The organism is Cupriavidus sp. PB-02 (assembly GCF_058252315.1).
The window spans coordinates 1,305,036-1,328,845 of record NZ_CM177694.1 but is presented as its reverse complement, the minus strand read 5'-3'; the positions used below and the strand labels follow the sequence as shown (position 1 = coordinate 1,328,845).

Sequence of the window (23,810 nt, the reverse complement as noted above, 5' to 3'; positions counted from 1 at the left end):
CCGGCCCGAAGGGTTCGTGCCCGTCTACAGCCGCAGCTTGCGCGACTTCCATTCCCCGCTCTTCTCCTTGCAGTACCACCCGGTCCAGGCTTCGGTTTCGCCGGCCCGACGGAATTCACTGCGCAGTTGCCGGCACCGGTCGCCGCGGTCGTGCCGGGAATGCAATGGCGTGAAGGAACCTTCAACCTGCCGCTCGCGCGTGTCAGGCGGCAGCCTGAACGCCACCCGGGTCCCGTCGGCGCCCTGCTCCAGCGTCCTGCGAAAGACGTCGGTCAACGCAGTGACCTGCTCCGGCGTGAGCGTGCCGACGATGGTGCCGCCAAGGTAGTGGTCGAAGTAGGCAACGGCCGGCCCTGCCGCCATGGCGCCGGCCAAGCATGCGGCAAGGCATGCAAGCGCCCGCAAGACCCTGTATCGCCTGTTCATCTCGGCTCCTCCGGCACTGCCTGCCCGGAATCGGGCAAGCGCGGCAGCACCGGACCCACATGCCCGCCAGCCGCGGCCGCGGCCGCGGTCTATTCGAAGCGTTCGTTCAGCACCATCGCGTCCACCTTGCGCTGCTTCCAGAACAGGTGGTTGATGCGCGGCTGCAGGAGCCGCAGCGCGGCATCCTCGACCGCATTGAAATGCAGCGACACCGCCGGGCGGGTGCCGTCTCCCGGCAGGCGTTCGATTTCATCGAAGGCCGGGAAGCCGTAGCGACCGATGAATTCCTGGATTTCCTCGTCGGTGGTCGCCGTGTCGATATTCGTTAGCATCAGCACACTCATTGACGTCTCCTGAAGGCTCGGGATGCCAGACAGCGTGGGGTAACCGGTTCCGATGCCGCCATGAATCCGCGGGCCATCTCCCCTTCCTATCTTTAAGCTAGGCCGGATCGGAAGGCAAACTTTGATTCCCGATAAGGAACCCAGGGCAGATTCCGTCACCCGCGGAGGCTTCGATCCGGCCGGCACCGGACCGTACGTCGACGCTAGCGCCCTGCCGCGCGGTAGCGCATGGCGAATTGCCACCCCAGCTCGGCGAGCGGCACCGCCTTCCTGCCGGTCTCCACGGCATCCGCCGCGGCGGCGTTGCCGCTCCTGGCACGCTGCCCGATGCCGTGCATGATCGCCGCCAGCCGGAAAAAGTTGTAGGCGAGATAGAAGTCCCAGTGTTCGAGCGCGTGCGTGCCATTGGTCTCGCCGTACCAGCGCAGGTAGGTCGCCTCATCGGGGATGCCCAGCGCCTGCAGGTCGAGCCCGCCGATGCCGCGCCACAGGTCGGCCGGAATATGCCAGCTCATGCAGTGGTAGGCCAGGTCCGCGAGCGGGTGGCCGAGCGTGGACAGCTCCCAGTCGAGCACGCCGATGACGCGGGGCTCAGTGGGATGGAAGACGAGGTTGTCCATGCGGTAGTCGCCATGCACCACGCTGGTCTGCTCCGCGTCGGGGACGTGCTGCGGCAGCCACTCTGCCAGCGCCGCCAGCGCCTTGTTGTCGTCCATGCCGGTGTCGCGGCACTGGCCGGCCCAGCGGGCGACCTGGCGCGCCACATAGCCGCCGCTCCTGCCATAGTCCGCCAGGCCTGCGGCGCGGTAGTCCACCCGGTGCAAGGCGCCGATTACGCGGTTCATCTCGCGGTAGATCGCGGCGCGCTGTCGCGGGGACTGGCCCGGCAGGGCCTGGTCATAGATCACGCGGCCCTGCAGGAACGCCATCAGGTAGAAGGGTGTGCCAAGGATCGAGGTGTCTTCGCTGTAGAGGCAGACCCGGGGCACCGGCACGTCGCTGTCGCGCAGCGCGTGCATCACGCGGTACTCGCGGTCGATGGCATGGGCGGACGACAGCAACTGCCCCGGCGGCTTGGTGCGCAGCACGTACTGCTGCGCGCCGCAGGCCAGCCGGTAGGTCGGATTGGACTGGCCGCCGGCAAGGCGCTCCAGGGTCAGTTCAGGCCGGTCGATCAGGCCTTCTGCGTGCAGCAGCGCTGCCAGGGCGGCGCTGTCGAAACCCGAACCGCCAGTGGCGGCGGGGACTGCAAGGGCTTGTTGCATCGGATCGCTCTCCTCGATTGCGGGTGGGCTCAGAGCGAGCTGACCGCGTGGCCGCCGTCCACGGGCAGCACCGTACCGGTCATGTAGTCGGAAGCATCCGAGGCCAGCAGCAGCAGCGCGCCGTCGAGCTGGCGGGGCTGGCCGAGCCGGCGCTGCGGAATGCGCCCGATCATGGCCCGGCCGCTGTCGGTGTCGAAGAAGCTGCGGTTGATGTCGGTCTCGAAATAGCCCGGCGCCAGCGCGTTGACGCGGATCCCGTGGCGCGCCCATTCCAGTGCCAGCGAGCGCGTCAGGTGGATCAGGCCCGCCTTCGCCGCGGTGTAGGCCGGGACCTGCTGCGCCACGCGCAGGCCGAGGATCGACGCGATATTGACGATGCTGCCGCCGCTGCCGGCTTCGCGCATCATCCGCGCCGCGCATTGCGCCACGCGCCAGGCGCCGTTCAGGTTGGTGTCGATCACGCCCTGCCAGGCAGCCTCCTCCACCTCCAGGGCCGGCCCGGTGGTGGCGATGCCGGCGCTGTTGACGACCACCTGGACCGGGCCGAGCTGTTGGCGCGCCGCCTCGAACGCCGCACCGACCGATGCCGGATCCCTCACGTCAAGCGCAACGACGCAGCCTTGCCCGCCCTGGCTGCGCACGTCCGCCAGCACGGCCTCGCCTTCGGCCACGCGCCGGCCCGCCAGTGCCACCTTGCAGCCGGCGCGCGCCAGCGTCTGCGCAAAATGCAGGCCCAGGCCGCCAAAGGCGCCGGTCACCAGCGCCACCTTGCCCTCCAGGTCGGCAAACAGGCCGAGGTTGCGTTCTTGCTGGTTCATTGCTTGTCTCCTCTGCAGTGGGCTCAGGCGGCCTTGAGCATGTCCTCGACCACCTTCTTGGCGTCGCCGAACACCATCATGGTCTTGTCCATGTAGAACAGCTCGTTGTCCAGGCCGGCATAGCCGGCCGCCATGGAGCGCTTGTTGACGATGATGGTCTTGGCCTTGTACGCCTCTAGGATCGGCATGCCGGCGATCGGCGACTTGGGGTCGTTCTTGGCCGCCGGGTTGACCACGTCGTTGGCGCCCAGCACCAACACCACGTCGGCCTGGCCGAACTCGCTGTTGATGTCTTCCATCTCGAAGACCTGGTCGTACGGCACCTCGGCCTCGGCCAGCAGCACGTTCATATGGCCGGGCATGCGGCCCGCCACCGGGTGGATCGCGTATTTCACGATCACGCCTTTTTCCGTGAGCGCTTCGGTCAGCTCCTTGAGCGCGTGTTGGGCGCGCGCGACCGCCAGGCCGTAGCCCGGCACGATGATCACCGTCTCCGCATTGCCCATCAGGAAGGCGGCGTCATCGGCCGAGCCCGATTTCACGTTGCGCTGGGCCTGCCCTGCCGGCCCGCTCGCGGCTGCGGCGTCGCTGCCGAAGCCGCCCAGGATCACGTTGAAGAACGAGCGGTTCATCGCCCGGCACATGATGTACGACAGGATCGCACCGGAGGAACCCACCAGCGAACCCGCGATGATCAGCATCGGGTTGTTCAGCGAGAAGCCGATGCCCGCCGCCGCCCAGCCCGAGTACGAGTTCAGCATCGACACCACCACCGGCATGTCGGCGCCGCCGATCGGGATGATGATCAGCACGCCCAGCACGAAGGCGAGCGCCAGCATGATCAGGAACGGCATCCATGTCTGCGTCAGGAAGAACGCGATGCCGAAGCCCACCATCGCCACCGCCAGCAGCAGGTTCAGCCAGTGCTGGCCCGCAAACACCACCGGTGCGCCCTGGAACAGGCGGAACTTGTAGCGCCCTGCCAGCTTGCCGAAGGCGATCACTGAACCCGAGAAGGTGATGGCACCGACAAAGCAGCCGATGAAGAGCTCGATGCGGTTGCCCAGCGGAATGTCGTGCGATCCGGCAGCCGTGATGCCGAAGGCAGCGGGCTCCGCCACTGCCGCCACCGAAATAAACACCGCGGCCAGGCCGATCAGCGAGTGCATCGCCGCGACCAGTTCGGGCATCTTGGTCATCTGCACTTTCTTCGCCACATAGGCGCCGATGCCGCCGCCCACGACCAGCGCCGCCAGGATCAGCGCCACGCCGGTGCCCGGCGCGGACGGGTCCGCCCCGCCGGACAACAACTCGCTCTTGAGCTTGAAGATCAGCGCCACCGTGGTGAGCGCCGCCACCAGCATCCCGGCCATGCCGAAGGTATTGCCGCGCCGCGCCGTGGTCGGGTGTGAAAGCCCCTTGAGGGCCTGGATAAAGCACACAGACGCGCCCAGGTAGGACAGCGTCACCATATTCATCGACAGGCCATTCATTGCGCTACCTCCGCCAGTTTTCCGCCGGGCTGCCCCTTGGCTTCAGCCTGCGCCTTGGGTGCCTTCTTCCTGAACATCTCCAGCATGCGCTGCGTGACCAGGAAGCCGCCGAACACATTCACGGCCGCCAGCGCCACCGCCAGCGTGCCCATTGCGCGGCCAACATAGCCCTCGGTCAGGCCGGCGGCCAGCATGGCACCGACGATGATGATGGCCGAGATCGCATTGGTCACCGCCATCAACGGCGTGTGCAGCGCGGGGGTGACCGTCCAGACCACGTGGTAGCCCACGTAGATCGCCAGTACAAAGATGATCAGGTTGATCACCGTGTGGCTAACCATTTCCATCGATATCTCCTTGATTGCCCGTTCAGCTGGCCAACGCCAGTTCTTCGCGCCGCGTCATCAGGCAGGCCGCGACGATGTCGTCGTCGGTGTTGATCACAAGCTTGCTGTCCTTGTCGATCAGCAGCTTGAGGAAGTCCAGCACATTGCGCGCGTACAACGCCGAGGCGTCCGCCGCGACCATGCTGGCCAGGTTGGTGTGCCCGATCAGCACGACGCCGTGGCGTTCGACCACTTCGTCGGCCACCGTCAGCGGGCAGTTGCCGCCTTGCGCGGCGGCCAGGTCGACCACCACCGAACCCGGCTTCATCTGTTGCACGGTCGCTTCCTGCAGCAGCACCGGCGCCTTGCGGCCGGGGATCAGTGCGGTGGTGATGACGATGTCGGCCTGGATCGCGCGCTGGTGCACCAGTTCGGCCTGGCGCTTCATCCAGTCCGGCGGCATCGGGCGCGCATAGCCGCCCACGCCCTGCGCGATCTCGCGCTCTTCGTCGGTGAGGAATGGGACGTCGAGGAACTTGCCGCCGAGCGATTCGATCTGTTCCTTGACTGCGGGGCGCACGTCGGAGGCTTCGATGACCGCGCCCAGCCGCTTGGCGGTGGCGATGGCCTGCAGGCCAGCCACGCCGGCGCCGAGGATCAGCACGCGCGCCGCCTTGACGGTGCCCGCGGCGGTCATCAGCATCGGCATGAAGCGCTGGTAGTGATGCGCGGCCACCAGCACGGCCTTGTAGCCGGCAATGTTGGCCTGCGACGACAGCACGTCCATGCTCTGCGCGCGCGTGGTGCGGGGTGCGGCTTCCAGCGCAAAGGCGGTGATGTTCGCGGCGGACATGCGCGCGTTGTTCTCGGCATCGAAGGGATTGAGCATGCCGACCAGCACGGCGCCCGGCTTCATCTGCGCCAGCTCGGCTTCGTCCGGCGCGCGCACCTTCAGCACCAGTTGCGCGCCCAGCGCCTCGGCAGCGGTGCCGATGCGCGCGCCAGCGGCCTCATAGGCGTTGTCTGTCTGGCTGGCACGAACGCCCGCGCCAGCCTGCAATACGACCTGGTGGCCCTGTGCCACGTATTTCTTCACGGTCTCCGGCGTTGCGGCAACGCGCGCCTCCCCCGCCCGCGTCTCAGTCGGGATCCCTATCAGCATTTCAATCTCCTTTGTTCCCGTGCATTCCGTGCGTCGGGGGTGGACGGGCAACCTGTGTGCCGGGCGCCGCATGCCGGATCAACGGGCAAGGCGCGGCGCCGGTTTTGGCGGTACAGCTCAGCGGGGCACTTCCCCTTCCAGCGTGACCCGGTTCAGCACGCGGTCGGCATTGCCATAGTCGTGCACGGCGTAGTGCATGGTGCAGCGGTTGTCCCACATCACCACATCGCCCTCCTGCCACATATGCCGGTAGACGTTGTCCGGCGTCACCGAGTGCTCATACAGGAAGTCGAGCAGCGGGCGGCTCTCCGCTTCGGTCATGCCTTCGATGCACTGCGCGGTGTCGGGGTGGCCGACATAGAGCGCCTTGCGCCCGGTCTCCGGGTGCGTGCGCACGATCGGGTGCACCGCGGTCGGCACCTTGTCCGAACCGGTCATCCTGGCCAGCCGCGCGCCCGAGAAGCGGGCCCGCAGCCCTTCGATCATGCGCTGCATCGCCGGCGACAGGCGGTCGTACGAGACGTACTGGCTGCACCACATGGTGTCGCCGCCGATGGGGATGGTGACCGCCGACAGGATCGAGATCTTGGGCGGCACCTCGGTATAGATCGAGTCGGAATGCCAGGCCTCGGTCGAGGCGGTCTCCTTCGGAATCTTGGTGACCTGGGCCAGTTCCGGGAACTCGGTCAGGCCCTTGAGCAGGGGGTTGCCCTGCACCGGCTTGCCCCAGCGCCGGGCGAACGCGACCTGCGCGGCCGGCTGCAGATGCTGGCCGCGGAACACCAGCACGCCATGCTCCAGGAACGCCCGGTGCAGGATCTCGAAGCTGGCGTCGTCGAGCGGCTGGTTCAGGTCGACACCGGTCACGGCTGCAGCCACGGAGCCGGTCAGCGGCTTGATCTGGATCGTCATCATGTCTCCTCTTGTCTGTCGCTTCTCTGTGTAATCAGTCGACCAGCAACACGATCTTGCCGACGTGCTGGTCTTGCTTCATGTACGCATGCGCGGCGTCGATGTCCGTCATGGCAAAGGTCCGATCGATCGGCAGGCGCACGCGGCCCGCGCGCAAAAAGGGCAGCAGGTCGCGCGCGCAGGCCTGGATGCATTCCAGCCGCTCCTGTTCCGTGCGGGTGCGGAAGGTCACGCCGATCAGCTGCAGGCGTTTGAGCCAGAGCTGCGTCAGGTCGATCTGGGCGGTCGCCGAGCCCAGCCGCGCGATGTTCACCAGGCGGCCCTTGACCGCCAGGCTTTTCATATTGGCCTCGAACACCGGGCCGCCGACGGTATCGATGATGATGTCGACGCCCTTGTTGTCGGTGGCCTGCAAGACCGCTTCGACCTGGTCGTCCTGCGAGGCGTCGATGCCGACATCCACGCCAAACTGGCTGATCTTGTCCAGCTTGGCCGCCGAGCGCGATGACGCGATCACGGGCCGGGCGCCCATCAGCGAGGCGATCTGGATCGCCGCCATCGCCACGCCGCCCGAGGCGCCGTTGACCAGCACCGACTCGCCCGCCACCAGCCGGCCGTTGGTGACCAGTGCGTCATGCGCGGTGATAAAGACGTTGGGGAACGCCGCGGCATCGATCCACGACAGGCCGTCCGGCACCGGGATCAGCGCCATCGGGTCGGCCACCACATACTCCGCCTGGCAGCCGCGGCCATGGCCCATCACGCGGTCGCCCTTGCGCCAGCAGCTGACGCCTTCGCCGACTTCCGCGATCTCGCCGGCAAACTCGACGCCGGTCGTGATCGTGTTGCCCGAGCGCAGCTCCCTCGCCTGGTTGATCTCGCCACGGTTAAGGCCCGCAGCGCGCACCCTCACCATTACCTGCCCCGCTGCCGCCACCGGCACGGGGATATCCTGCACTTCGACCTTGCCGCCCTCGGGGCCCGGCACTACACGGACTGCCTTCACTGCTGTCTCCTTTTCCTGTCTCTCGACGTATCTCTTGCTGTGTCTGCTGCGAATACCTGTACTACGCGCCGCCCAGCGCCGTCGCGCGGATCAGCGACAACAGCTCCAGCGCCCGTTCGGCGGCAGCTTCGCCACCTGGGTAGTTGCCGCGTACGAACGGCGCCCGCGTGTCCTCGATGGCGGCCAGGGCATGCAGCGGCTTCTCCGCCGCCACCGCCAGCCGCCGGAATTCATTGACCGTCAGCAGGTAGGTGTGGAACACATCCGCCTGCGGCGGCGTCGCGCCCAGCTTGTGCAGCAAGGCATTCAGCCAGTGCGTGCCCGCCAGCATCGCGCCTTCGATGGTCATCTCGTAGTCGGCGCTGGCGCACTTCTGCAGCGATGCCTCGATGCTGCGCGCCATCGCCATGTGCTGCTCAATGTCCATGGCGGGCTCCCTCCAGGCGCGCTTCCAGCAAGTCCAGGCAGCGGCGCAGCGCGGCGTCACAACCCTCGGCAATCTCGGCGGTGGGCGCCAGCCCCTCGCGCAGGCAAGGATCGCGATAGTGCTCGATGTGCTCCATCGCTTCCATCATCTCGGCGATATCGGCAGGCACCGGCCCCTCCACTTTGGGGCGGCCGACATGCAGTACGTCGCCCAGGGGCCGGAACGCCGGCTTAAGACTGCCATCGGGCTGCGGCACCAGGTAGACGCCGGGCTGCGTTGGAAAGCGGTCGTCGTCCAGCGTGATGCCCGCCTGGTGCAGTGCTGCATTGACGGCATGGGTGCCGGCAGTCATGCCTGCCCAGAACCACAGGCCGAAATCCTGCAGCGGATCCAGCCGTGCGCGCAGGGCCTGCAGCTTCGCGATCTTCTCCTTGTGTGACATGACGTTCATGTCCGCCCTCTCCTAGGTTCACTGCGTCGATGGCTCCGGCGCTGACAACATCGCCGTTGTCATGACAATAGACAGCGGCTGGGCCGAAGTCAACAAACTTCTATATAGGACTTTTACTGTAGGAGTAGTGGTTTTCGCTGAGTCCCCCTATTTAACCTTGACTACATGCCGGTCGACTCCCTACATTTGATCTCAACACATATACAGGAGTTGATCAATGCCCCGAGCCATCGTACTCAACCCGGCCGACAATGTGGCCACCCTGCTGGATGCCGGCCAGGCCGGCGAAGCCTGCGCGCTGGAAGGCGAGCGACAAGGCAAGCTGGTGCTGCTGCAAGACGTGCCGTTCGGCCACAAGATCTGCATCGCCGACACGGTAGAGGGAGAAACCATCCTGAAGTACGGCCAGGTGATCGGCCGCGCCAGCCGCGCGGTGCGCGCCGGCGAACACATGCACGTTCACAACATCGAGTCGGCGCGTGCCCGCGGCGACCTGCAAAAGGGGTAATGCAGATGACAACAACCTTCCTCGGATACCCGCGCGAGAACGGCGCAGTCGGCGTGCGCAACTGGGTCGCGGTGGTGTCCGTGATGGACAACTGCAATCCGGTCACCCGCACCATTGCCCGCACCGTGGGCGGTTGCATCCCGGTCACGACGCTGTTCGTGCGCGGACAGTTCGGCGCCGACCTGGATTTCGCGTTCGAGTCGCTGGCGGGCCTGGGCCGCAATCCCAATATCGCCGCGGTGCTGCTGGTGGGCCTGGAAGAATCGTCGACGGAAGAGGTCGCGCGCCGCATCCGCACCACCGGCAAGCCGGTCGAATGCGTGCACCTGCAGCCCGACGGCACGGTCGCGTGCATTGCCGAAGGTACGCGCAAGGCCACCCGGCTGTCGCTGGCCGCGTCGAAAGCGCGCCGCGTGCCGTGCCCGGTGTCGTCGCTGGTGATCGGCGTCGAGTGCGGCGGTTCCGATACCACCTCCGGGCTGAGCTGCAACCCGGTGATCGGCCGCATGGCGGACATGGTGGTCGCCGGGGGCGGCACCGTGATCATCTCCGAGACCTCGGAGTTCATCGGCGCCGAGCACCTGTTCGCCGAGCGCGCGGCCGATGGCCGGGTGCGCGAGGCCTTTGTCACGGCGGTGCGCAACATGGAAAACCTGGCGATCTCGCGCGGTGTCGACATGCGCGAGGACCAGCCTTCGCCGGACAACAAGCGCGGCGGCCTGACCACGGTCGAGGAAAAGGCGCTGGGTGCCATGGCCAAGGCCGGCACCAGCCCGCTGGTGGGCGTGCTGCGCTATGGCGAGGCACCGCAGAAGAAGGGGCTGCATTTCATGGACGCGCCGGCCGCGGCAGTGGAAAATCTGACTGCGCTAGCTGCCGGCGGATGCCAGCTCACCTTCTTCGGCACGGGAGTGGGCAATCCGATCGGCAGCATGGTGGCACCGACCGTCAAGGTGTGCGGCAACGTCAATACCCTGCGCACCATGGCCGACAACATTGACTTCGACGTCAGCGGAGTCCTGCAGAACGGGGACAAGATCGCCGACCTCGGCGAGCAGCTGTATGGCTATGCGATGGACATCGCATCCGGCACGCGGCTGACCAGCGAGGTGCTCGATATCCGGGAGACCGCGGTCAGTCGATTCGCACTGAGCCTCTGAACAACCATGACCAAACTTAGCAGCGTCTCCGACGCGATCATCCGCTCCATCGAATCCGGCGCACTGCGCGAGGGCGATCGCCTGCCCTCCGAGGGCGAGCTCGCCAGCTTCCATGGGGTCAGCGTCGGCACGATCCAGAAGGCATTGGCGCGGCTCACGCACTCTGGACTGATCACGCGCGAACAGGGACGGGGCACCTTTGTCTCCGGGACGCGCGTGGCGCCGGCGGATGTCCGTTACCTGCGCTTCCGCGATGAACAGGGCAACGAACTGCCGTCCTACGTCCACGCGCGCTCGGTGAAGCGGATCAAGCGCAAGGGACCGTGGTCGGAGTTCCTCGCCGGTGACGGCTACGTGCGCATCGAGCGCGTGATCAGCGTCGGCGGCCACTTCGACCTCTACAGCGAGTTCTGGCTGCGCGAGGAAGATTTCGCGCAACTCGGCGGGCTGGACCGCGATGCCCTGGAGAAGAACCTGCGCGAGCTGATCGGCCAGCGCCTGTCGCTGCCGACGCTGCGCGTGGACCAGTGGATCCGCTTCGGCCCGGCCCCGGCCGTGGCCGCGCAGGAACTTGGGCTCGACCCGGAGGCGCCGGCATTCATCATGGAGTTGCGTGGCTACACGCTGCGCGACCAGCCGCTCTACTACCAGTCGGTCTATGCCGCCCCGTTCGCGGAGCGCCTGATGATCGTGCGGGAGAAGTCCACATGAGTATCCGCTGGAACACCGACAGCCTTGCGCGCTGGACCGCCGCTGTCTTCGAGTCGTGCGGCGTGGCGCCCGACCACGCGACGGAAGCCGCCGCCGCGCTGGTGCGCAGCGAACTGCGCGGCTACAAGACGCATGGCCTGACGCGGGTCCCCTCCTACGTCGAACGCCTGCGTGCGGGCGATTTCAACCCGCGCCCCGAGATGTCGCACAAGGCCTTCCCGGGCGGGATCGTGCTGGACGCCGACGGCGCCATGGGCCAGATCGCGGGCCCGCGCGCCGTGCAACTGGGGCTGGAGGCGCTGCAATCGTGCGCGTCCGTGCTGGTTGCCGTGCAATCGTGCGGCCATCTCGGCGCGCTGGGCATCCCGGCGCTGCTGGCTGCCGAGGCCGGTGCCTTCTGCATGGTCGGACAGCGCACGCCGCCCATGCTGGGCATGGAAGGCTTTGCCCGCGCCGCGATCGGGCACAACCCCATCGCCTTCGGCTGCCCGTTGCCGGGCGCGGCGCCGATCGTTTTCGATGTGGCCTGCAGCGTTGCCGCACGCGGCCATATCCTGCTGGCCGCCCGTGAAGGCAAGCCGATTCCCGCGGGCTGGGCGCTCGACGCCGACGGCCACCCGACCACCGATGCGCAACGCGCGCTGGAAGGCTCGCTGCTGCCCACCGGCGGGCACAAGGGCATCGGCATCGCCATGATGGTGGAGTGCCTGGCCGGCGCCATGGCCGCCACCGCGGACGCGCTTTCTCCCGCGCGCAACACCGTCTCAGGCGCCGGCGCGGTAGGCCGCCAGGGCGGTTTTGTCTGGGTGGTCAAGCCGGACGCCTTTGCCGGCAAGGACCTGTTCGCCGACTACATGGCGCAGTGGACCGGCAATTATCTTGCCGCCGGCGGCGCCGACGCCCGGCTGCCCGGACACCGTGGCGAAGCGCTCGAACGCGAAGGCCGCGAGCAAGGCATCGTCCTGCCCGACGCGGTCGTGCGGGAACTGAGCACGCTCGGCCGGACCCTCGGCATCCCCCTCCCCGGCTAGCGCCGCTTCCGTCACCAGTATTGCCAGAGATCCGGGTGCCAACGCACGCCGGCAGCCCCCGCTCAACCCTGTTTGCCTGAAACCGCCCTTATGAATGCTCCAATACTCCCCGACGCAGCCCGGCAGGCCATGCAAGCCGTGTCGATCGACGACAAGTACGCGCTGGATGCCGGCCGTGCCTACATGAGCGGCGTGCAGGCGCTGGTACGCCTGCCGCTGTTGCAGCGCAAGCGCGACGCCGCGGCCGGCCACAACACTGCCGCCTTTATTTCTGGCTACCGCGGATCGCCCCTCGGCACCTATGACCAGGCGTTGTGGCAGGCAAAGAAGCATCTTGCCGACAACCACGTGGTCTTCAAACCCGGCGTCAACGAAGAACTCGGCGTCACGGCGGTCTGGGGCTCGCAGCAACTGGAGTTCGATGCCGCCAGCAAGCGCTACGACGGCGTGTTCGGCATCTGGTATGGCAAGGGCCCCGGCGTCGACCGCAGCGGCGATGCGCTCAAGCATGCCAACCTCGCCGGCACCTCGCCGCTGGGTGGCGTGATCGCGCTCGCCGGCGACGACCACGTCTCCAAGAGCAGCACGCTGGCCCACCAGAGCGACCACACCTTCATGGCGTGCGGGCTGCCGGTGTTCTTTCCGTCCAATGTGCAGGACATCCTCGACCTGGGCGTGCATGCCCTGGCCATGAGCCGTTTCAGCGGGCTGTGGGCCGGCATGAAGACCGTGCAGGAGGTGGTGGAATCGGGCGCCTCGGTGACCACCGACTCGGATCGCGTGCGCATCCTGCTGCCGGAAGACTTCGCCCTGCCCGACGGCGGCCTGCATATCCGCTGGCCCGACGATCCGCTCGCGGCCGAGGCGCGCATGATGGAGTTCAAGTGGCCGGCCGCGCTCGCCTATGTGCGCGCCAACCGCCTGAACCGCAACGTGATCGAGGGATCCGGCGACCGCCTCGGCATCATCGCCAGCGGCAAGGCCTACAGCGACACGCGCCAGGCCCTGCTCGACCTTGGGCTGGATGACGCCACCTGCCGCGCGCTCGGCATCCGGCTGCACAAGGTCAGCGTGGTATGGCCGCTGGAGCCTGACAGCGTGCGCGACTTTGCGCGTGGGCTGCGTGAAATCCTGGTGGTCGAGGAGAAGCGTCCCGTGATCGAGCAGCAACTCAAGGACGAGCTGTACCACTATCCGCCCGCTGCGCGCCCGGCCGTCTTCGGCAAGTTCCACCACACCGACGGCGCCGGCGGCGAATGGAGCCACCGCAAGCCGGCCGAGGACTGGCTGCTGCGCGCCAAGGCTGACCTGTCCCCGGCGCTGGTGGCCAAGGCCATCGCGCAGCGGCTCAAGGCGCTGGGCGTGCCGGCCGACGTGGCCGCGCGCATGGACCTGCGCCTGCAGGAAATCGAAACAAAGGAACGCACCACCGGCCAGGGCGATGCGCGCGCCACCGACCGCCTGCCGTGGTTCTGCCCGGGCTGCCCGCACAACACCAGCACCCGCGTGCCGGAAGGCTCGGTCGCGACGGCCGGCATCGGCTGCCACGGCATGGTGGTGTGGATGGACCGCTCGACCACTTCCTGGTCGCAGATGGGCGGCGAAGGCGTGCACTGGATGGGCCAGGCACCGTTCAGCAAGCGCACTCACATGTTCGCCAACCTGGGCGACGGCACCTACAACCACTCCGGCCTGCTGGCGGTGCGCCAGTCGATCCATGCCGGCGTGAACCTGACCTACAAGATCCTGTTCAACAGCGCCGTGGCCATGACCGGCGGCCAGCCGGTGGACGGCCAGCTCGACGTACCGGCGATGACGCGCGAACTGGCCGCCGAAGGCGCCCGGCAGATCGTCGTTGTCACGGACGAGCCGGGCAAGTACAAGGGTGTCGACAACCTCGCCGCCGGCGTCACCGTGCGCCACCGCGATGAGCTCGATACCGTGCAGCGCGAGCTGCGCGAGGTGCCCGGCGTGACCGTGATCGTCTACGACCAGGCCTGCGCCACCAAGAAGCGCCGCGAGCGCAAGCGCGGCACCATGGTCGATCCGGCGAAGCGCGTGGTCATCAACGAGCTGGTGTGCGAAGGCTGCGGCGACTGCTCCGTGCAAAGCAATTGCCTGGCCGTGCAGCCGGTGGAAACCGACTTCGGGCGCAAGCGCAAGGTCAACCAGGATACCTGCAACAAGGACTTCTCCTGCACCAAGGGCTTCTGCCCGAGCTTTGTCACGGTCGAAGGCGGCCAACTGAAGAAGCCCGCCACCACCGCGAGCGGCCGCGCCACGCCTCCGGTCATCCCGATGCCCACGCTGCCGGACGCCGGCAAGCCGCAGCGCATCGTGGTGGCGGGGATCGGCGGCACCGGCATCGTCACCATCGGCGGCGTGCTGGGCATGGCCGCCCACCTCGAAGGCAAGGGCGTGATCACCCAGGACGCGACCGGCATGGCGCAGATGGGCGGCGCCACCTGGAGCCACATCCAGATCGCCGCCAGCCCGGACGCCCTGCACGCGAGCCGCGTCGACATGGCCATGGCCGACCTGGTGATCGCCTGCGATACCGTGGTCGCGGCCAGCAAGACCTCGCTGGCCGCGATGTCGCCGGCGCGGACCTATGTGGTGCTGAACAGCCATCTCACCCCGACCGCCGCCTTTGTCCGCAATCCGGACTGGGATCCCCAGGTCGGCGAGGCCGTGGGCAGGATCGTGCAGTCCGTCGGCAAGGGCCAGCTCGCCAGCTTCGACGCCGAAGAGGTGGCGAAGCAGCTGCTCGGCCAGTCGATCTACGCCAACCTGCTGCTGCTCGGCTATGCGTGGCAGAAAGGCAAGGTACCGCTGTCGCACGCGGCCCTGATGCGCGCCATCGAGCTCAACGGCGTGCAGGTCGACAGCAACAAGGCGGCCTTCGAATGGGGCCGGCTGTGCGCCCACGATATGTCGAAGATTCCCGCGCAGCCGGCCGGCTCGCAGGTGATCCAGTTCGTGCGCAAGGTGCCGGTCGAGGAACTCATGAAGAAGCACGCCGAATTCCTGGCCGGCTACCAGAACCGGGCCTATGCGGCGCAATACGAGTCGTTCGTGGGCCGCGTGAAGGCGGCGGAATCGGTCATCGGCGGCACCCGCCTGACTGAAGCCGTGGCCCGCTCGCTGTTCAAGCTGATGGCCTATAAAGACGAATATGAGGTGGCTCGCCTGCATACCGGCGCCGCATTCCGCCAGCAGATCGCATCGATGTTCGAAGGCAAGGTCCGGCTGGTGCACCACCTGGCCCCTCCCCTGTTTGCGAGGAAGAACCAGGCCGGCGAACCGGTAAAGGGCACCTATGGCCCGTGGATGCGCACCGCGTTCGGCGTACTGGCCCGGCTCAAGGGCCTGCGCGGCACGGCATTCGATCCTTTCGGCTACACCCTGGAGCGCAAGGAGGAGCGAGCCCTGATCGGTGAATTCCGGCGCAGCGTGGAAGCCTTGCTGCCGGCACTTTCCGCGCACAACCTCGACCTGGCGCTGGAGATTGCCCGACTGCCGCAGGAGATCCGCGGCTACGGCCATGTCAAGGCGCGCAACCTGGCGGCCACGCGCACGCGGTGGGAGCGGCTGATGGGGCAATGGCAGCAAGGGGGCGCGCAGCCGGGAAAAATCAAAGCCACTGAAGCGGCATAAACCAGAGACTGAACCAACGAAGGCCCCGTCACCTTCACCGGGGCCCGTCAAAGACAGCGAGGAGACAAGAGATGAAATCCGTACTGAACCGTTTTGGCCGTACCCTGGGCGCGATCGCACTGGCTGCCTGCGCCACCAGCGCGCTGGCACAAGGCGGATACCCCAACCGGCCCATCCGCATCATCGTGCCCTGGCCGGCGGGCGGCGGCGTCGATGCGGTCACCCGCACGGTGGCCGAGAAGATGACGGCCAGCCTCGGCCAGCAAGTGGTGGTCGACAACCGGCCCGGGGCGACCGGCAATATCGGCGCCGGCATGGGCGCCAAGGCGGCGCCGGATGGCTACACGCTGCTGGTCGCCAGCGCGCCGATGGCGATCAATGCCAGCCTGCACAAGAACCTGCCCTTCGACATGGGCAAGGACTTCGCGCCGCTGGGACTGATGGCAAGCTCGCCGTACATGCTGGTGGTCAACCCGTCCGTGGGCGGCTCGGTCAAGGAGCTGGTGGCGCGTGCCAAGGCGGAGCCCGGCAAGCTCAGCTATGCATCGGTCGGCCCGGGCACCCAGCAGAACGTGATCAGCGAGGTGTTCAAGGAAACCGCCCATGTCAACATCGTGCACGCGCCGTACAAGGGCGGACCGCAGGCGCTGACCGACATGGTGGGCGGCCATATCCAGATGATGTTCCATGGCGTGCCGGCGGTGATGCCGTTCGTCAAGGGCGGGCAGCTCAAGGGCATCGCCGTGGCCAGCAAGCAGCGGCTGCCGTTGTTCCCCGACGTGCCGACCATGGCGGAAGCCGGCTTCCCCGGCATCGAGGCCAGCGAATGGTATGGCCTGGTGGCGCCTGCCGGCACGCCCAAGGAGATCGTTGCGCTGCTGGGCAAGGAGATCGACAAGGCCCTGAATGCGCCGGGCGTGCGCCAGCAGCTGCTCAGCAAGGGCTATGAGCCGGCCGGCCAGAGCTCTCCGGACCAGTTTGCGAGCTTCATGGCGGCAGAGCAGAAGAGATGGGCGCTCGCCATCAAGCAGACCGGGTTCCGGCTGGAGTAGCCGGCGCGCGGCGCAACCAGCCTGGGCCGCGCCCCCGCGCGGCTTCAGGCTGGTTCGCCGAGATAGTCATCCACCGCACTGCCCACCGTGGGGTGGAAGTTCTTGTCGCCAATCGCTTCCATCAGCTCGAAGCGCTTGAGCTTGTCGCGCACCGGGTCCTTCATCTCGGCAAAATGCAGGGCGATGCCGCGCTCGCGCAGGGTGTGGCTCAGTTCGCGCAGCATGTCGGCCGAGGTGACGTCGACACTGGTCACCGGCTCGGCTGCCACCACGACCCTGCGCACGGGTGTCGGCGATTCGTCGATCGCTTCGATCAGGCGCTCCTGGAACAGCTCGGCATTGGCGAAAAACAGCGGCGCATCCCAGCGGAACAGCAGCAGCCCGTCGATGCGCTCGGCATCAGGGTAGCGCTTGGTGTCGTGGTATCCCCGCAGGCCCTCGACGCGGCCGAGCACGGCATAGTGTGGCCGCCAGCCGTCCCACAGGAATTCGATCACTGCAAGGACCACGGCCAGGATGATCCCCGGGATCGCCCCGAACACGGCGACCGCGGCGAAGCAGACCATCGACAGCCAGAACTCCCACTGCTGGATGCGGTAGATGCGCTTCAGGTCCGCGAACTCGAACAGGCCTATGGCCGCCGCGATCACCACCGCGGCCAGTGCGCTGTTTGGCAGGTACTGCAGCAGGTTGGGCGCGAACATCAGCAGCAGCGCCACGGCCAGTGCGCCCACGACACCGGTGAGCTGGGTCTTCGCGCCCGCGGCTTCGGCCACCGGCGTACGGGACGCGCTGCTGCTGATCGGAAAGCCCTGGAAGAATCCCGCGGCCAGGTTGGCGGCGCCCAGGCCGACCATTTCCTGGTTCGGGTCGACGCGGGTGTTGGTGCGGGCGGCAAAGGTGCGCGACAGCACGCTGGTATCCGCGAACGAGATCAGCGCGACGGCAATGCCGCCCAGCAGGATCGCCACCAAGTCCGCACCGCTCACCCAGGGCACGACAAAGCCCGGCAGGCCTTGCGGGGTCTTGCCCAGCACTTTCACGCCGGCCTGGTCCAGGTTGAACAGGCTGACGGCCAGCGTGGCCAGGACCACGGCAATCAGGATGCCGGGCACGCGCTCGAAGCGCTTCAGGAACAGGATCAGCACCAGGCTGCCGGCGCCAACCGCGAAGCTGTACCAGTTGGTTTGCCCGGCCAGGATCGCGCTGCCCAGGTTGAGCATGTCCCGCAGCGGACCGCCTTCTTCCAGCTTGATGGCGAACAGCTTCGGCAGCTGGCTGACCAGCACGGTGAGCGCGATCCCGTTCATATAGCCATAGCGGATCGGCTTGGACAGCAGTTCGGTAATGAAGCCCAGGCGCATCAGTCCCATCACGATGCAGACCACGCCCGACACGATCGCCATCATGCTGGCCACCATGATGGCGCGCCCCGGATCGCCACCGGAGACCTGCAACACCACCGCCAGGATCGGCGCCGCCAGGGCCGAATCCGGGCCCAGCACGAGGATCCGGCTCGGGCCAAGCATGGCATACACCAGCAGCGGGATCATGGTGGCGTAGAGCCCGTAGACACCGGGCACGCCGGAGGCTTCGGCGTAGGCGATGCCGACCGGCACCAGCATGGTCGTGAGCACCAGCCCGGCGGCGAGGTCTTTCGGCAGCCAGGCCGGCTGATAGTTCTTCAACACCAGCAGTCCCGGGAGCCAGCGCAACCATCCGGGTGCCTTGTTGACTTCGCGCTGCGCGGCGGGGGTCAGGTTCTGGGGCTGCATGGTTCGGGTTCTGCCCTTCGGGGCAAGGGGTTATGCATCGACTATAGGAGGTGGCGCTTCGATAAATATGCGTCGGGATAAAGAAAAAATGAATCGGCTTGCGCTTGCGACGCCGGGCCGAGCACGCCGTAAAGCCCTTCCATGTTGCGTTGCAACACCCTTCCTCATGGTGCCATGCGTCCTGCGCCGGCTTCGCGCGCCGACAGGCGGAGCCATTAGTTTCTGACAATCCCGTGATGGGCACATATGATGGTTGTCGGGTGGGCGCGCCCGTTATCCGTCCCCGGGGAGAGAACGATGCCGATATCCAAGAGATGCCTGGCAACCGGCCTGCTGGTGCTGGGCTGTACCTCGGCTGCGCTGGCGCAGCGCGCATCGACCGAGGGTGCCGCGAGCGCCATATCGGATGCCGTTCAGGGCGGGACCAATCCCTATCGCGCCCCGGCGGCCGTCACCCAGGATCCCGAAGAGGCCGCACGCGTGAAGTGCGAGGAACTGAAGGAGCAGTACAACGCCACATCCAAAAGGCGTTCGTACCATTCCGGCCCAGGCACGCAGAACGCGCAGGGCCGCACCATTCCCAAGATCGAACGCGACAAGACGCGCAAGCAACTGCAGCAGGTGTATCGCGACAATTGCACGTAGCCAGGGAGAGACTGCCGGGGAGGCACTCAATGCCCCACGTGCGTATAGAGCTTGTTGACGATGACCCACTGTCCGCCGGTGTTCAGCAGCGACAGGAAGTTGTAGTAGTTGAAGTCGCCCACCCGCACCCGCACCTTGGCTGACGCCACCCTGCCGATCACTTCGACCGAGAGCACCGACATGCCGTAGGGCTCGTTCTGCGAAGCCGGGCTCCTGCGCGACGCCACGCCTTGCAGATAGGCGTTCACCGGTTTGTGCACGATCTCGCCGCGGACCTCGGCAAACAGTTGCGCATCCGGATGGAAGGTGGACCTGAGCGCGGCGGCGTCGCCGTCGTAGATCGCATCGAGATACACCTGGAGTTGTTGCAGGACCTGCTGGTGCGCATTGCCAACCGGTTCCTGCGCCGTGGATGCCGACATGGTTTGTTCTCCGTTTGCGATGACGGAGCGGCGCCAGGCCGCTCCCGGATTCGCTTACTGGTTGCGCCCGCGCAGCAGCGTGGTGGCGATCTCGGCAATGTGCCGGCCCTGGAAGCGCGCTCCGGCGAGTTCGTTCTCGCTCGGCTGCCGCGAACCGTCGGCACCGGCCAGCGTGGTGGCGCCATACGGCGCGCCACCAGTGACCTCGTCCATGCGCGTCAGGCCGCTGAACGAGTACGGCAGGCCCACCGTGATCATGCCGTGGTGCATCAGGCTGGTCAGGATCGAAAACAGCGTCGTTTCCGCGCCGCCGTGCTGGCTCGCCGTGGAGACGAAGGCGCCGCCGACCTTGCCGACCAGCTTGCCGCCCGCCCACAGCGCACCGGTCTGGTCGAGGAAGTTGGCCACCTGTGCCGATACCCGTCCGAAGCGCGTCGGCGTGCCGATGATGATGGCGTCATAGTCCGCCAGTTCTTCCGGCCGCGCGACCGGCGCGGCCTGCTCCAGCTTGGCGCCGGCGTCGCGGGCGACTTCCGGCGGCATCAGTTCGGGGACGCGCTTGACGCTGACTTCGGCGCCGGCACTGCGGGCACCCTCACCGATGGCGTTGGCAAGGTGTTCGGTATGGCCGTACGTCGAGTAGTACAGCACCAGGACTTTCGCTTTCATTTCAATTTCCTTTGCAGCGCTCGCCTGGCCGAAGCCGTTGACGAGCAGACGTTTGATGAGTTGGATCATGTTGCCTATCGGTTCTCGCGCCGAAGCAGCGCTTGGAAGCAATGTAGGGGGCCGGCCGGCGCGGATAAACCGTGCGGGTGGAACATGTGGCCATACACCGTGTAACAAGCTTCGGCGCGAGCGGGCGGCCGATGGCGCGCAAGCCAGGCGCGCACGGCAAAGGCAGAGACGTCCTAGAATGTCAGCAAATCAAGGTGCCGGCCTTGTGCATCCGCGATGGACCGCAGCCAGCCGGCAACCGTCATGACACGGTGTCACAGACCATGAAGCGCCAATTCGACGACCTGCAGTTGGGCAGCATTGAACTGTTCTGCCTGGCGGCGGAACTCAGCAGTTTTACGGCGGCAGCGGTTGCGGCAGGCGTGACGCCGGCCGCCGTCAGCCGCAGCGTCTCGCGGCTGGAAGAACGCCTGGGCGTGCGCTTGTTCGTGCGCACCACGCGGCAGATCCGGCTGACCGATGAAGGCAGGTCCTATTACGAGCAAAGCCGCACCGCGCTGGCGCAGCTGGTCGACGCCGAACGGCAGATCAGCGGCCAGCACGCCACGCCCGCCGGGCGCCTGCGCATCAGCCTGCCGACGCCCTATGCGCACTACCGGGTGCTGCCGGTGCTGCCCGCGTTCCGCGAGCGCTATCCCGAGGTCGAGATCGACGTGCATATCAGCAACCGCAACGTCGACTTCGCCGATGACACCTACGACCTGTCGGTGCGCGGCCGCGCGCCGGACGATTCGACGCTGATTGCGCGCAAGCTGGAAGACGCGGAGATGGTGGTGGTGGCGACGCCGGCCTACCTGCGCCGGCACGGCACGCCGCAGACGCTGGAAGCACTGCATGCGCACGAGTGCATCCAGTTCGAGCGCCCGAGCAGCGGCCGCCGGCTGCCGTGGACCTTCCGGCTGGAGGGCGAAGAAATCGAGATCGCGACGACCGGCTCCTATGCCACGTCGGAAGACGCGCTCGGCGGCGCGACACTGGCACGGGCCGGCGCCGGCCTGTTCCAGACCTACCGCTTCGTCGTGGAACAGGACCTGCGCGAGGGCTCGCTGGTGGAGGTGCTGCAGCAGTTCGGCGGCAATACCCGGCCCTTTGTCCTGCTCTATCCGCACGCGCGCCACGTCTCGCGGCGCGTGCGCGCCTTTGTCGATTTCCTGGTGGAGAAATTCGCCGAGTAGGCGCGCGTGCCGCTGATGGGCCGGAGGACCGCGCTCAGTCCCTGACCTGTGCGATCACCACCAGGATCACCGCCGCATTGCCTGGCTGCTGCGCCGGCGCGTACGCGGCGCGCGCATGCCCGGCCTTGTCGCCGAGCACGTCGGCAAACAGGTCCGACGCCCCGTCCAGCACCGCGGGCTGGTCGAAAGAGCCCGGCGCACTGCTGATATGGCCCTCGACCCGCACGATGTGGTCGAGGCGCTCAAACCCGCCCAGGTGGGCATCGATCTGCGCCAGGACGTTGAGCGCCGCCAGCTGCGCCGCCTGCTTGCCCTGCTCGACCGTCAGGTCCTTGCCGACCTGCCCCCGCCAGACCACCTTGCCGTCCTGTAGCGGCAACTGCCCCGAGATAAACAACAGGTCGCCGGCACGGCTGACGGCCGTATAGCTGCCCAGCGGTTGCGGCGGCGGCGGCAGCTTCAGCCCACGTGCAGCCAGTTTCGATTCGACGGACATGATGACTCCTGGTTGGCGCAATGTTCCGGTTTGCGGGGATTCGGTTCACTGGCTCGCGGCGCTCAGTGCCGCCGTGTGCCGTGGATCGAACTATAGAAAGCGGTGCCAGGCCGATAAACCCGCCGAGGCGAACATGAATTGATACATGGGGGAACAAGTGCGGCGCGCGCCGCGCTTCGCGGGTGCCGCTCCCTGCCTCTGAAGCCGTGCAAGCGGCTGATTCGCCGCCATTTCCTCCTTGTACGGCCTATTCGCTATCAAATTCATAGCAAAAATATAATCACTGGCGATTGCCTTCAAAGTGAATCTGACCGCTTAAATTTCCGTGTTTTAGCAGGTTCATTCCAAAAGCTTACCTTGACACTATGATTTTCATACGTATATCCTGTAACCACGAGAAACAAAGCGCCGGTCCCTTCCCCCTTCCCAGCCAATGCCCGGACCGCTCGCCGACGCAGCCAAACGCAACATGGAGTACAGCAGGATGAATCCCAAACCTCGACGTGCGCTGATCGCCGTTGCCATCGTGGCAATTACCGGCGTGGGCGTCGCCACCTCGCTGCTGCGCCCCGGCCAGGGCGCGCAAGCCCAGGCCAGCACGCCACCGCCCGCCCCCGCCGTGGAAGTGGCAGCCGCGGTCGGGCAGACCATCACCGAATGGGATGAATTCTCCGGCCGGCTCGAAGCCGTCGAGCGTGTGGAAATCCGGCCGCGCGTCTCTGGCACGATCGAAGCGGTGCATTTCCGCGACGGCGCGATCGTGAAGAAGGGCGATCCCCTGTTCACGATCGACCCGCGGCCGTATGCGGCGGAAGTGGCGCGCGCGGAAGCCGCCCTTGCGGCGGCACAGGTACGGGCCTCGCATGCCCAGAGCGAGAAGGTGCGCGCGCAGCGCCTGCTCGACGACAACGCGATCTCGCGCCGTGAATTCGACGAACGCATCAACGCCGCCAGCGAGACTTCGGCCGACGTGCGCGGCGCGCAAGCGGCGCTGGAAGCTGCACGGCTGAACCTGGGCTACACCCGTATCGTGGCGCCGGTCGCGGGCAAGGTATCGCGTGCGGAGATCACCGTGGGCAACCTGGTGGCCGCGGGCGCCGCGGCGCCGCCGCTGACCACGTTGGTGTCGGTCTCGCCGGTGTATGCGGCCTTCGAAGTCGACGAGCAGAGCTACCTGCGCTACACCGCGCCGGGCGCCGCCGGCGGCAAGGACGGGCTGCCGGTGTACCTGGGCCTGGCCGACGAGGACGGCCATCCGCACCAGGGCAAGATCCAGTCGGTGGACAACCGCCTCGATCCGCGCAGCGGCACGATCCGCGTGCGCGCGGTCTTCGACAACGAAGACGGCCGCCTGTTGCCGGGCCTGTACGGCAAGGTCAGGCTCGGTGGCGGCGCGCCCCGTCCGGCCGTGCTGGTCAACGATCGCGCGATCGGTACCGACCAGGGCAAGAAGTTCGTGCTGGTCGCCGACAAGGCCAACAAGCTCGCGTATCGCGAAGTGGAGCTGGGGCCGACGCATGAAGGCCTGCGCGTGATCCGCAAGGGCCTGGCGTCGGGCGAGACCATCGTCGTCAATGGCCTGCAGCGTGTAAGACCAGGCGATACGGTGGTGCCGAAGAGCGTGGCGATGGCTTATCGCCGCGAGCTGGAACCGCGCGGCGTTGCGCCGGATCGCAGGCAGGCTGCGCAACCGCAAGCCGACAAGCCCAGCGTGAGCTGAGCCCAGCCAGCCCCCCAGACAATCTTCCCCACTATTCAGCAGATGGCGTTCGCTCCGGCGGACCGCCAGGGGCACCGCTTCCGCCGAGGC

Annotated in this window: 24 protein-coding genes; 9 read left to right on the top strand and 15 right to left on the bottom strand. The window is 67.0% G+C overall.

Annotated features, from left to right (window positions below):
• Window positions 1-24: 24 nt before the first annotated feature.
• The 11 genes from AC10V3_RS06330 to AC10V3_RS06280 all read right to left on the bottom strand — a co-directional run bounded on the left by AC10V3_RS06330 (window position 25) and on the right by AC10V3_RS06280 (window position 8,630).
• Window positions 25-363 carry a hypothetical protein gene (locus tag AC10V3_RS06330; RefSeq protein WP_349609314.1) on the bottom strand — a complete coding sequence of 113 codons (339 nt, stop codon included), beginning with the start codon at window positions 361-363 and terminating at the stop codon, window positions 25-27.
• Window positions 364-515: 152 nt separating this feature from the next.
• Window positions 516-770 carry a hypothetical protein gene (locus AC10V3_RS06325; protein WP_022534337.1) on the bottom strand — a complete coding sequence of 85 codons (255 nt, stop codon included), beginning with the start codon at window positions 768-770 and terminating at the stop codon, window positions 516-518.
• A gap of 203 nt (window positions 771-973) precedes the next feature.
• Window positions 974-2,035, bottom strand: a complete 1,062-nt coding sequence (locus AC10V3_RS06320) for a phosphotransferase family protein (RefSeq protein WP_022534336.1) — start codon at window positions 2,033-2,035, stop codon at window positions 974-976.
• Between the two features lie 29 nt (window positions 2,036-2,064).
• Window positions 2,065-2,853, bottom strand: coding sequence for an SDR family NAD(P)-dependent oxidoreductase (locus AC10V3_RS06315; protein ID WP_022534335.1), 789 nt, complete (start codon window positions 2,851-2,853; stop codon window positions 2,065-2,067).
• Window positions 2,854-2,876: 23 nt separating this feature from the next.
• Window positions 2,877-4,346, bottom strand: coding sequence for an NAD(P)(+) transhydrogenase (Re/Si-specific) subunit beta (locus AC10V3_RS06310; RefSeq protein WP_022534334.1), 1,470 nt, complete (start codon window positions 4,344-4,346; stop codon window positions 2,877-2,879).
• Window positions 4,343-4,693, bottom strand: a complete 351-nt coding sequence (locus AC10V3_RS06305) for an NAD(P) transhydrogenase subunit alpha part 2 (RefSeq protein ID WP_022534333.1) — start codon at window positions 4,691-4,693, stop codon at window positions 4,343-4,345. Before AC10V3_RS06305 ends, AC10V3_RS06310 begins: the two co-directional genes overlap by 4 nt.
• A 22-nt stretch (window positions 4,694-4,715) precedes the next feature.
• Window positions 4,716-5,834: a Re/Si-specific NAD(P)(+) transhydrogenase subunit alpha gene (locus AC10V3_RS06300; protein WP_349609320.1), complete on the bottom strand. Its 1,119-nt coding sequence runs from the start codon at window positions 5,832-5,834 to the stop codon at window positions 4,716-4,718.
• Between the two features lie 117 nt (window positions 5,835-5,951).
• Window positions 5,952-6,746, bottom strand: a complete 795-nt coding sequence (locus tag AC10V3_RS06295; protein ID WP_041681312.1) for a TauD/TfdA dioxygenase family protein — start codon at window positions 6,744-6,746, stop codon at window positions 5,952-5,954.
• A 34-nt stretch (window positions 6,747-6,780) separates the two neighbouring features.
• The gene (locus AC10V3_RS06290) at window positions 6,781-7,752 is read right to left on the bottom strand and encodes a zinc-binding dehydrogenase (protein ID WP_490923293.1); all 972 of its coding nucleotides are present in this window, start codon (window positions 7,750-7,752) and stop codon (window positions 6,781-6,783) included.
• A gap of 61 nt (window positions 7,753-7,813) precedes the next feature.
• Complete coding sequence (locus AC10V3_RS06285; protein ID WP_349609324.1) at window positions 7,814-8,179, bottom strand: hypothetical protein; 366 nt, start codon at window positions 8,177-8,179, stop codon at window positions 7,814-7,816.
• A complete protein-coding gene (locus AC10V3_RS06280) occupies window positions 8,169-8,630 on the bottom strand; it encodes a hypothetical protein (RefSeq protein ID WP_022534328.1) in 462 nt (153 codons plus the stop codon). The genes AC10V3_RS06285 and AC10V3_RS06280 overlap by 11 nt, the downstream gene beginning before the upstream one ends.
• Window positions 8,631-8,847: 217 nt before the next feature.
• On the opposite strand from AC10V3_RS06280, the gene AC10V3_RS06275 reads away from it, so the two are divergent.
• The 6 genes from AC10V3_RS06275 (at window position 8,848) to AC10V3_RS06250 (ending at window position 16,749) form a co-directional block, all read left to right on the top strand.
• Window positions 8,848-9,138, top strand: a complete 291-nt coding sequence (locus tag AC10V3_RS06275) for a UxaA family hydrolase (protein WP_022534327.1) — start codon at window positions 8,848-8,850, stop codon at window positions 9,136-9,138.
• A 5-nt stretch (window positions 9,139-9,143) separates the two neighbouring features.
• Window positions 9,144-10,298, top strand: a complete 1,155-nt coding sequence (locus AC10V3_RS06270; RefSeq protein WP_349609326.1) for a UxaA family hydrolase — start codon at window positions 9,144-9,146, stop codon at window positions 10,296-10,298.
• Between the two features lie 6 nt (window positions 10,299-10,304).
• The gene (locus AC10V3_RS06265; RefSeq protein ID WP_022534325.1) at window positions 10,305-11,009 is read left to right on the top strand and encodes a GntR family transcriptional regulator; all 705 of its coding nucleotides are present in this window, start codon (window positions 10,305-10,307) and stop codon (window positions 11,007-11,009) included.
• The gene (locus tag AC10V3_RS06260; RefSeq protein ID WP_022534324.1) at window positions 11,006-12,040 is read left to right on the top strand and encodes an Ldh family oxidoreductase; all 1,035 of its coding nucleotides are present in this window, start codon (window positions 11,006-11,008) and stop codon (window positions 12,038-12,040) included. Before AC10V3_RS06265 ends, AC10V3_RS06260 begins: the two co-directional genes overlap by 4 nt.
• Window positions 12,041-12,130: 90 nt before the next feature.
• Window positions 12,131-15,697, top strand: coding sequence for an indolepyruvate ferredoxin oxidoreductase family protein (locus tag AC10V3_RS06255; protein ID WP_022534323.1), 3,567 nt, complete (start codon window positions 12,131-12,133; stop codon window positions 15,695-15,697).
• Window positions 15,698-15,768: 71 nt separating this feature from the next.
• The gene (locus AC10V3_RS06250) at window positions 15,769-16,749 is read left to right on the top strand and encodes a tripartite tricarboxylate transporter substrate binding protein (RefSeq protein ID WP_022534322.1); all 981 of its coding nucleotides are present in this window, start codon (window positions 15,769-15,771) and stop codon (window positions 16,747-16,749) included.
• 44 nt (window positions 16,750-16,793) lie between these two features.
• On the opposite strand, the gene AC10V3_RS06245 is transcribed toward AC10V3_RS06250, so the two are convergent.
• Entirely contained in the window at window positions 16,794-18,524 is a 1,731-nt protein-coding gene (locus tag AC10V3_RS06245) for a SulP family inorganic anion transporter (RefSeq protein ID WP_022534321.1), read from the bottom strand.
• Between the two features lie 297 nt (window positions 18,525-18,821).
• On the opposite strand from AC10V3_RS06245, the gene AC10V3_RS06240 reads away from it, so the two are divergent.
• Window positions 18,822-19,169 (top strand): hypothetical protein, encoded by a 348-nt coding sequence (locus tag AC10V3_RS06240; protein WP_022534320.1) that lies wholly within the window; start codon window positions 18,822-18,824, stop codon window positions 19,167-19,169.
• Between the two features lie 26 nt (window positions 19,170-19,195).
• Here the strand turns inward: AC10V3_RS06240 and AC10V3_RS06235 are convergent, their stop codons facing one another.
• Both AC10V3_RS06235 and wrbA read right to left on the bottom strand, forming a co-directional pair.
• Entirely contained in the window at window positions 19,196-19,591 is a 396-nt protein-coding gene (locus AC10V3_RS06235; RefSeq protein WP_022534319.1) for a nuclear transport factor 2 family protein, read from the bottom strand.
• Window positions 19,592-19,645: 54 nt separating this feature from the next.
• On the bottom strand, window positions 19,646-20,260 hold the full coding sequence (gene wrbA, locus AC10V3_RS06230; RefSeq protein WP_022534318.1) for an NAD(P)H:quinone oxidoreductase: 615 nt from the start codon (window positions 20,258-20,260) through the stop codon (window positions 19,646-19,648).
• 332 nt (window positions 20,261-20,592) lie between these two features.
• Between wrbA and AC10V3_RS06225 the strand changes: the two genes are divergently transcribed.
• Entirely contained in the window at window positions 20,593-21,504 is a 912-nt protein-coding gene (locus tag AC10V3_RS06225; protein WP_041681310.1) for a LysR family transcriptional regulator, read from the top strand.
• A 34-nt stretch (window positions 21,505-21,538) separates the two neighbouring features.
• Here the strand turns inward: AC10V3_RS06225 and AC10V3_RS06220 are convergent, their stop codons facing one another.
• On the bottom strand, window positions 21,539-22,000 hold the full coding sequence (locus AC10V3_RS06220) for a RidA family protein (protein WP_022534316.1): 462 nt from the start codon (window positions 21,998-22,000) through the stop codon (window positions 21,539-21,541).
• A 484-nt stretch (window positions 22,001-22,484) separates the two neighbouring features.
• Between AC10V3_RS06220 and AC10V3_RS06215 the strand changes: the two genes are divergently transcribed.
• Window positions 22,485-23,720 (top strand): efflux RND transporter periplasmic adaptor subunit, encoded by a 1,236-nt coding sequence (locus tag AC10V3_RS06215; protein ID WP_022534315.1) that lies wholly within the window; start codon window positions 22,485-22,487, stop codon window positions 23,718-23,720.
• The last annotated feature ends 90 nt before the right edge of the window (window positions 23,721-23,810 follow it).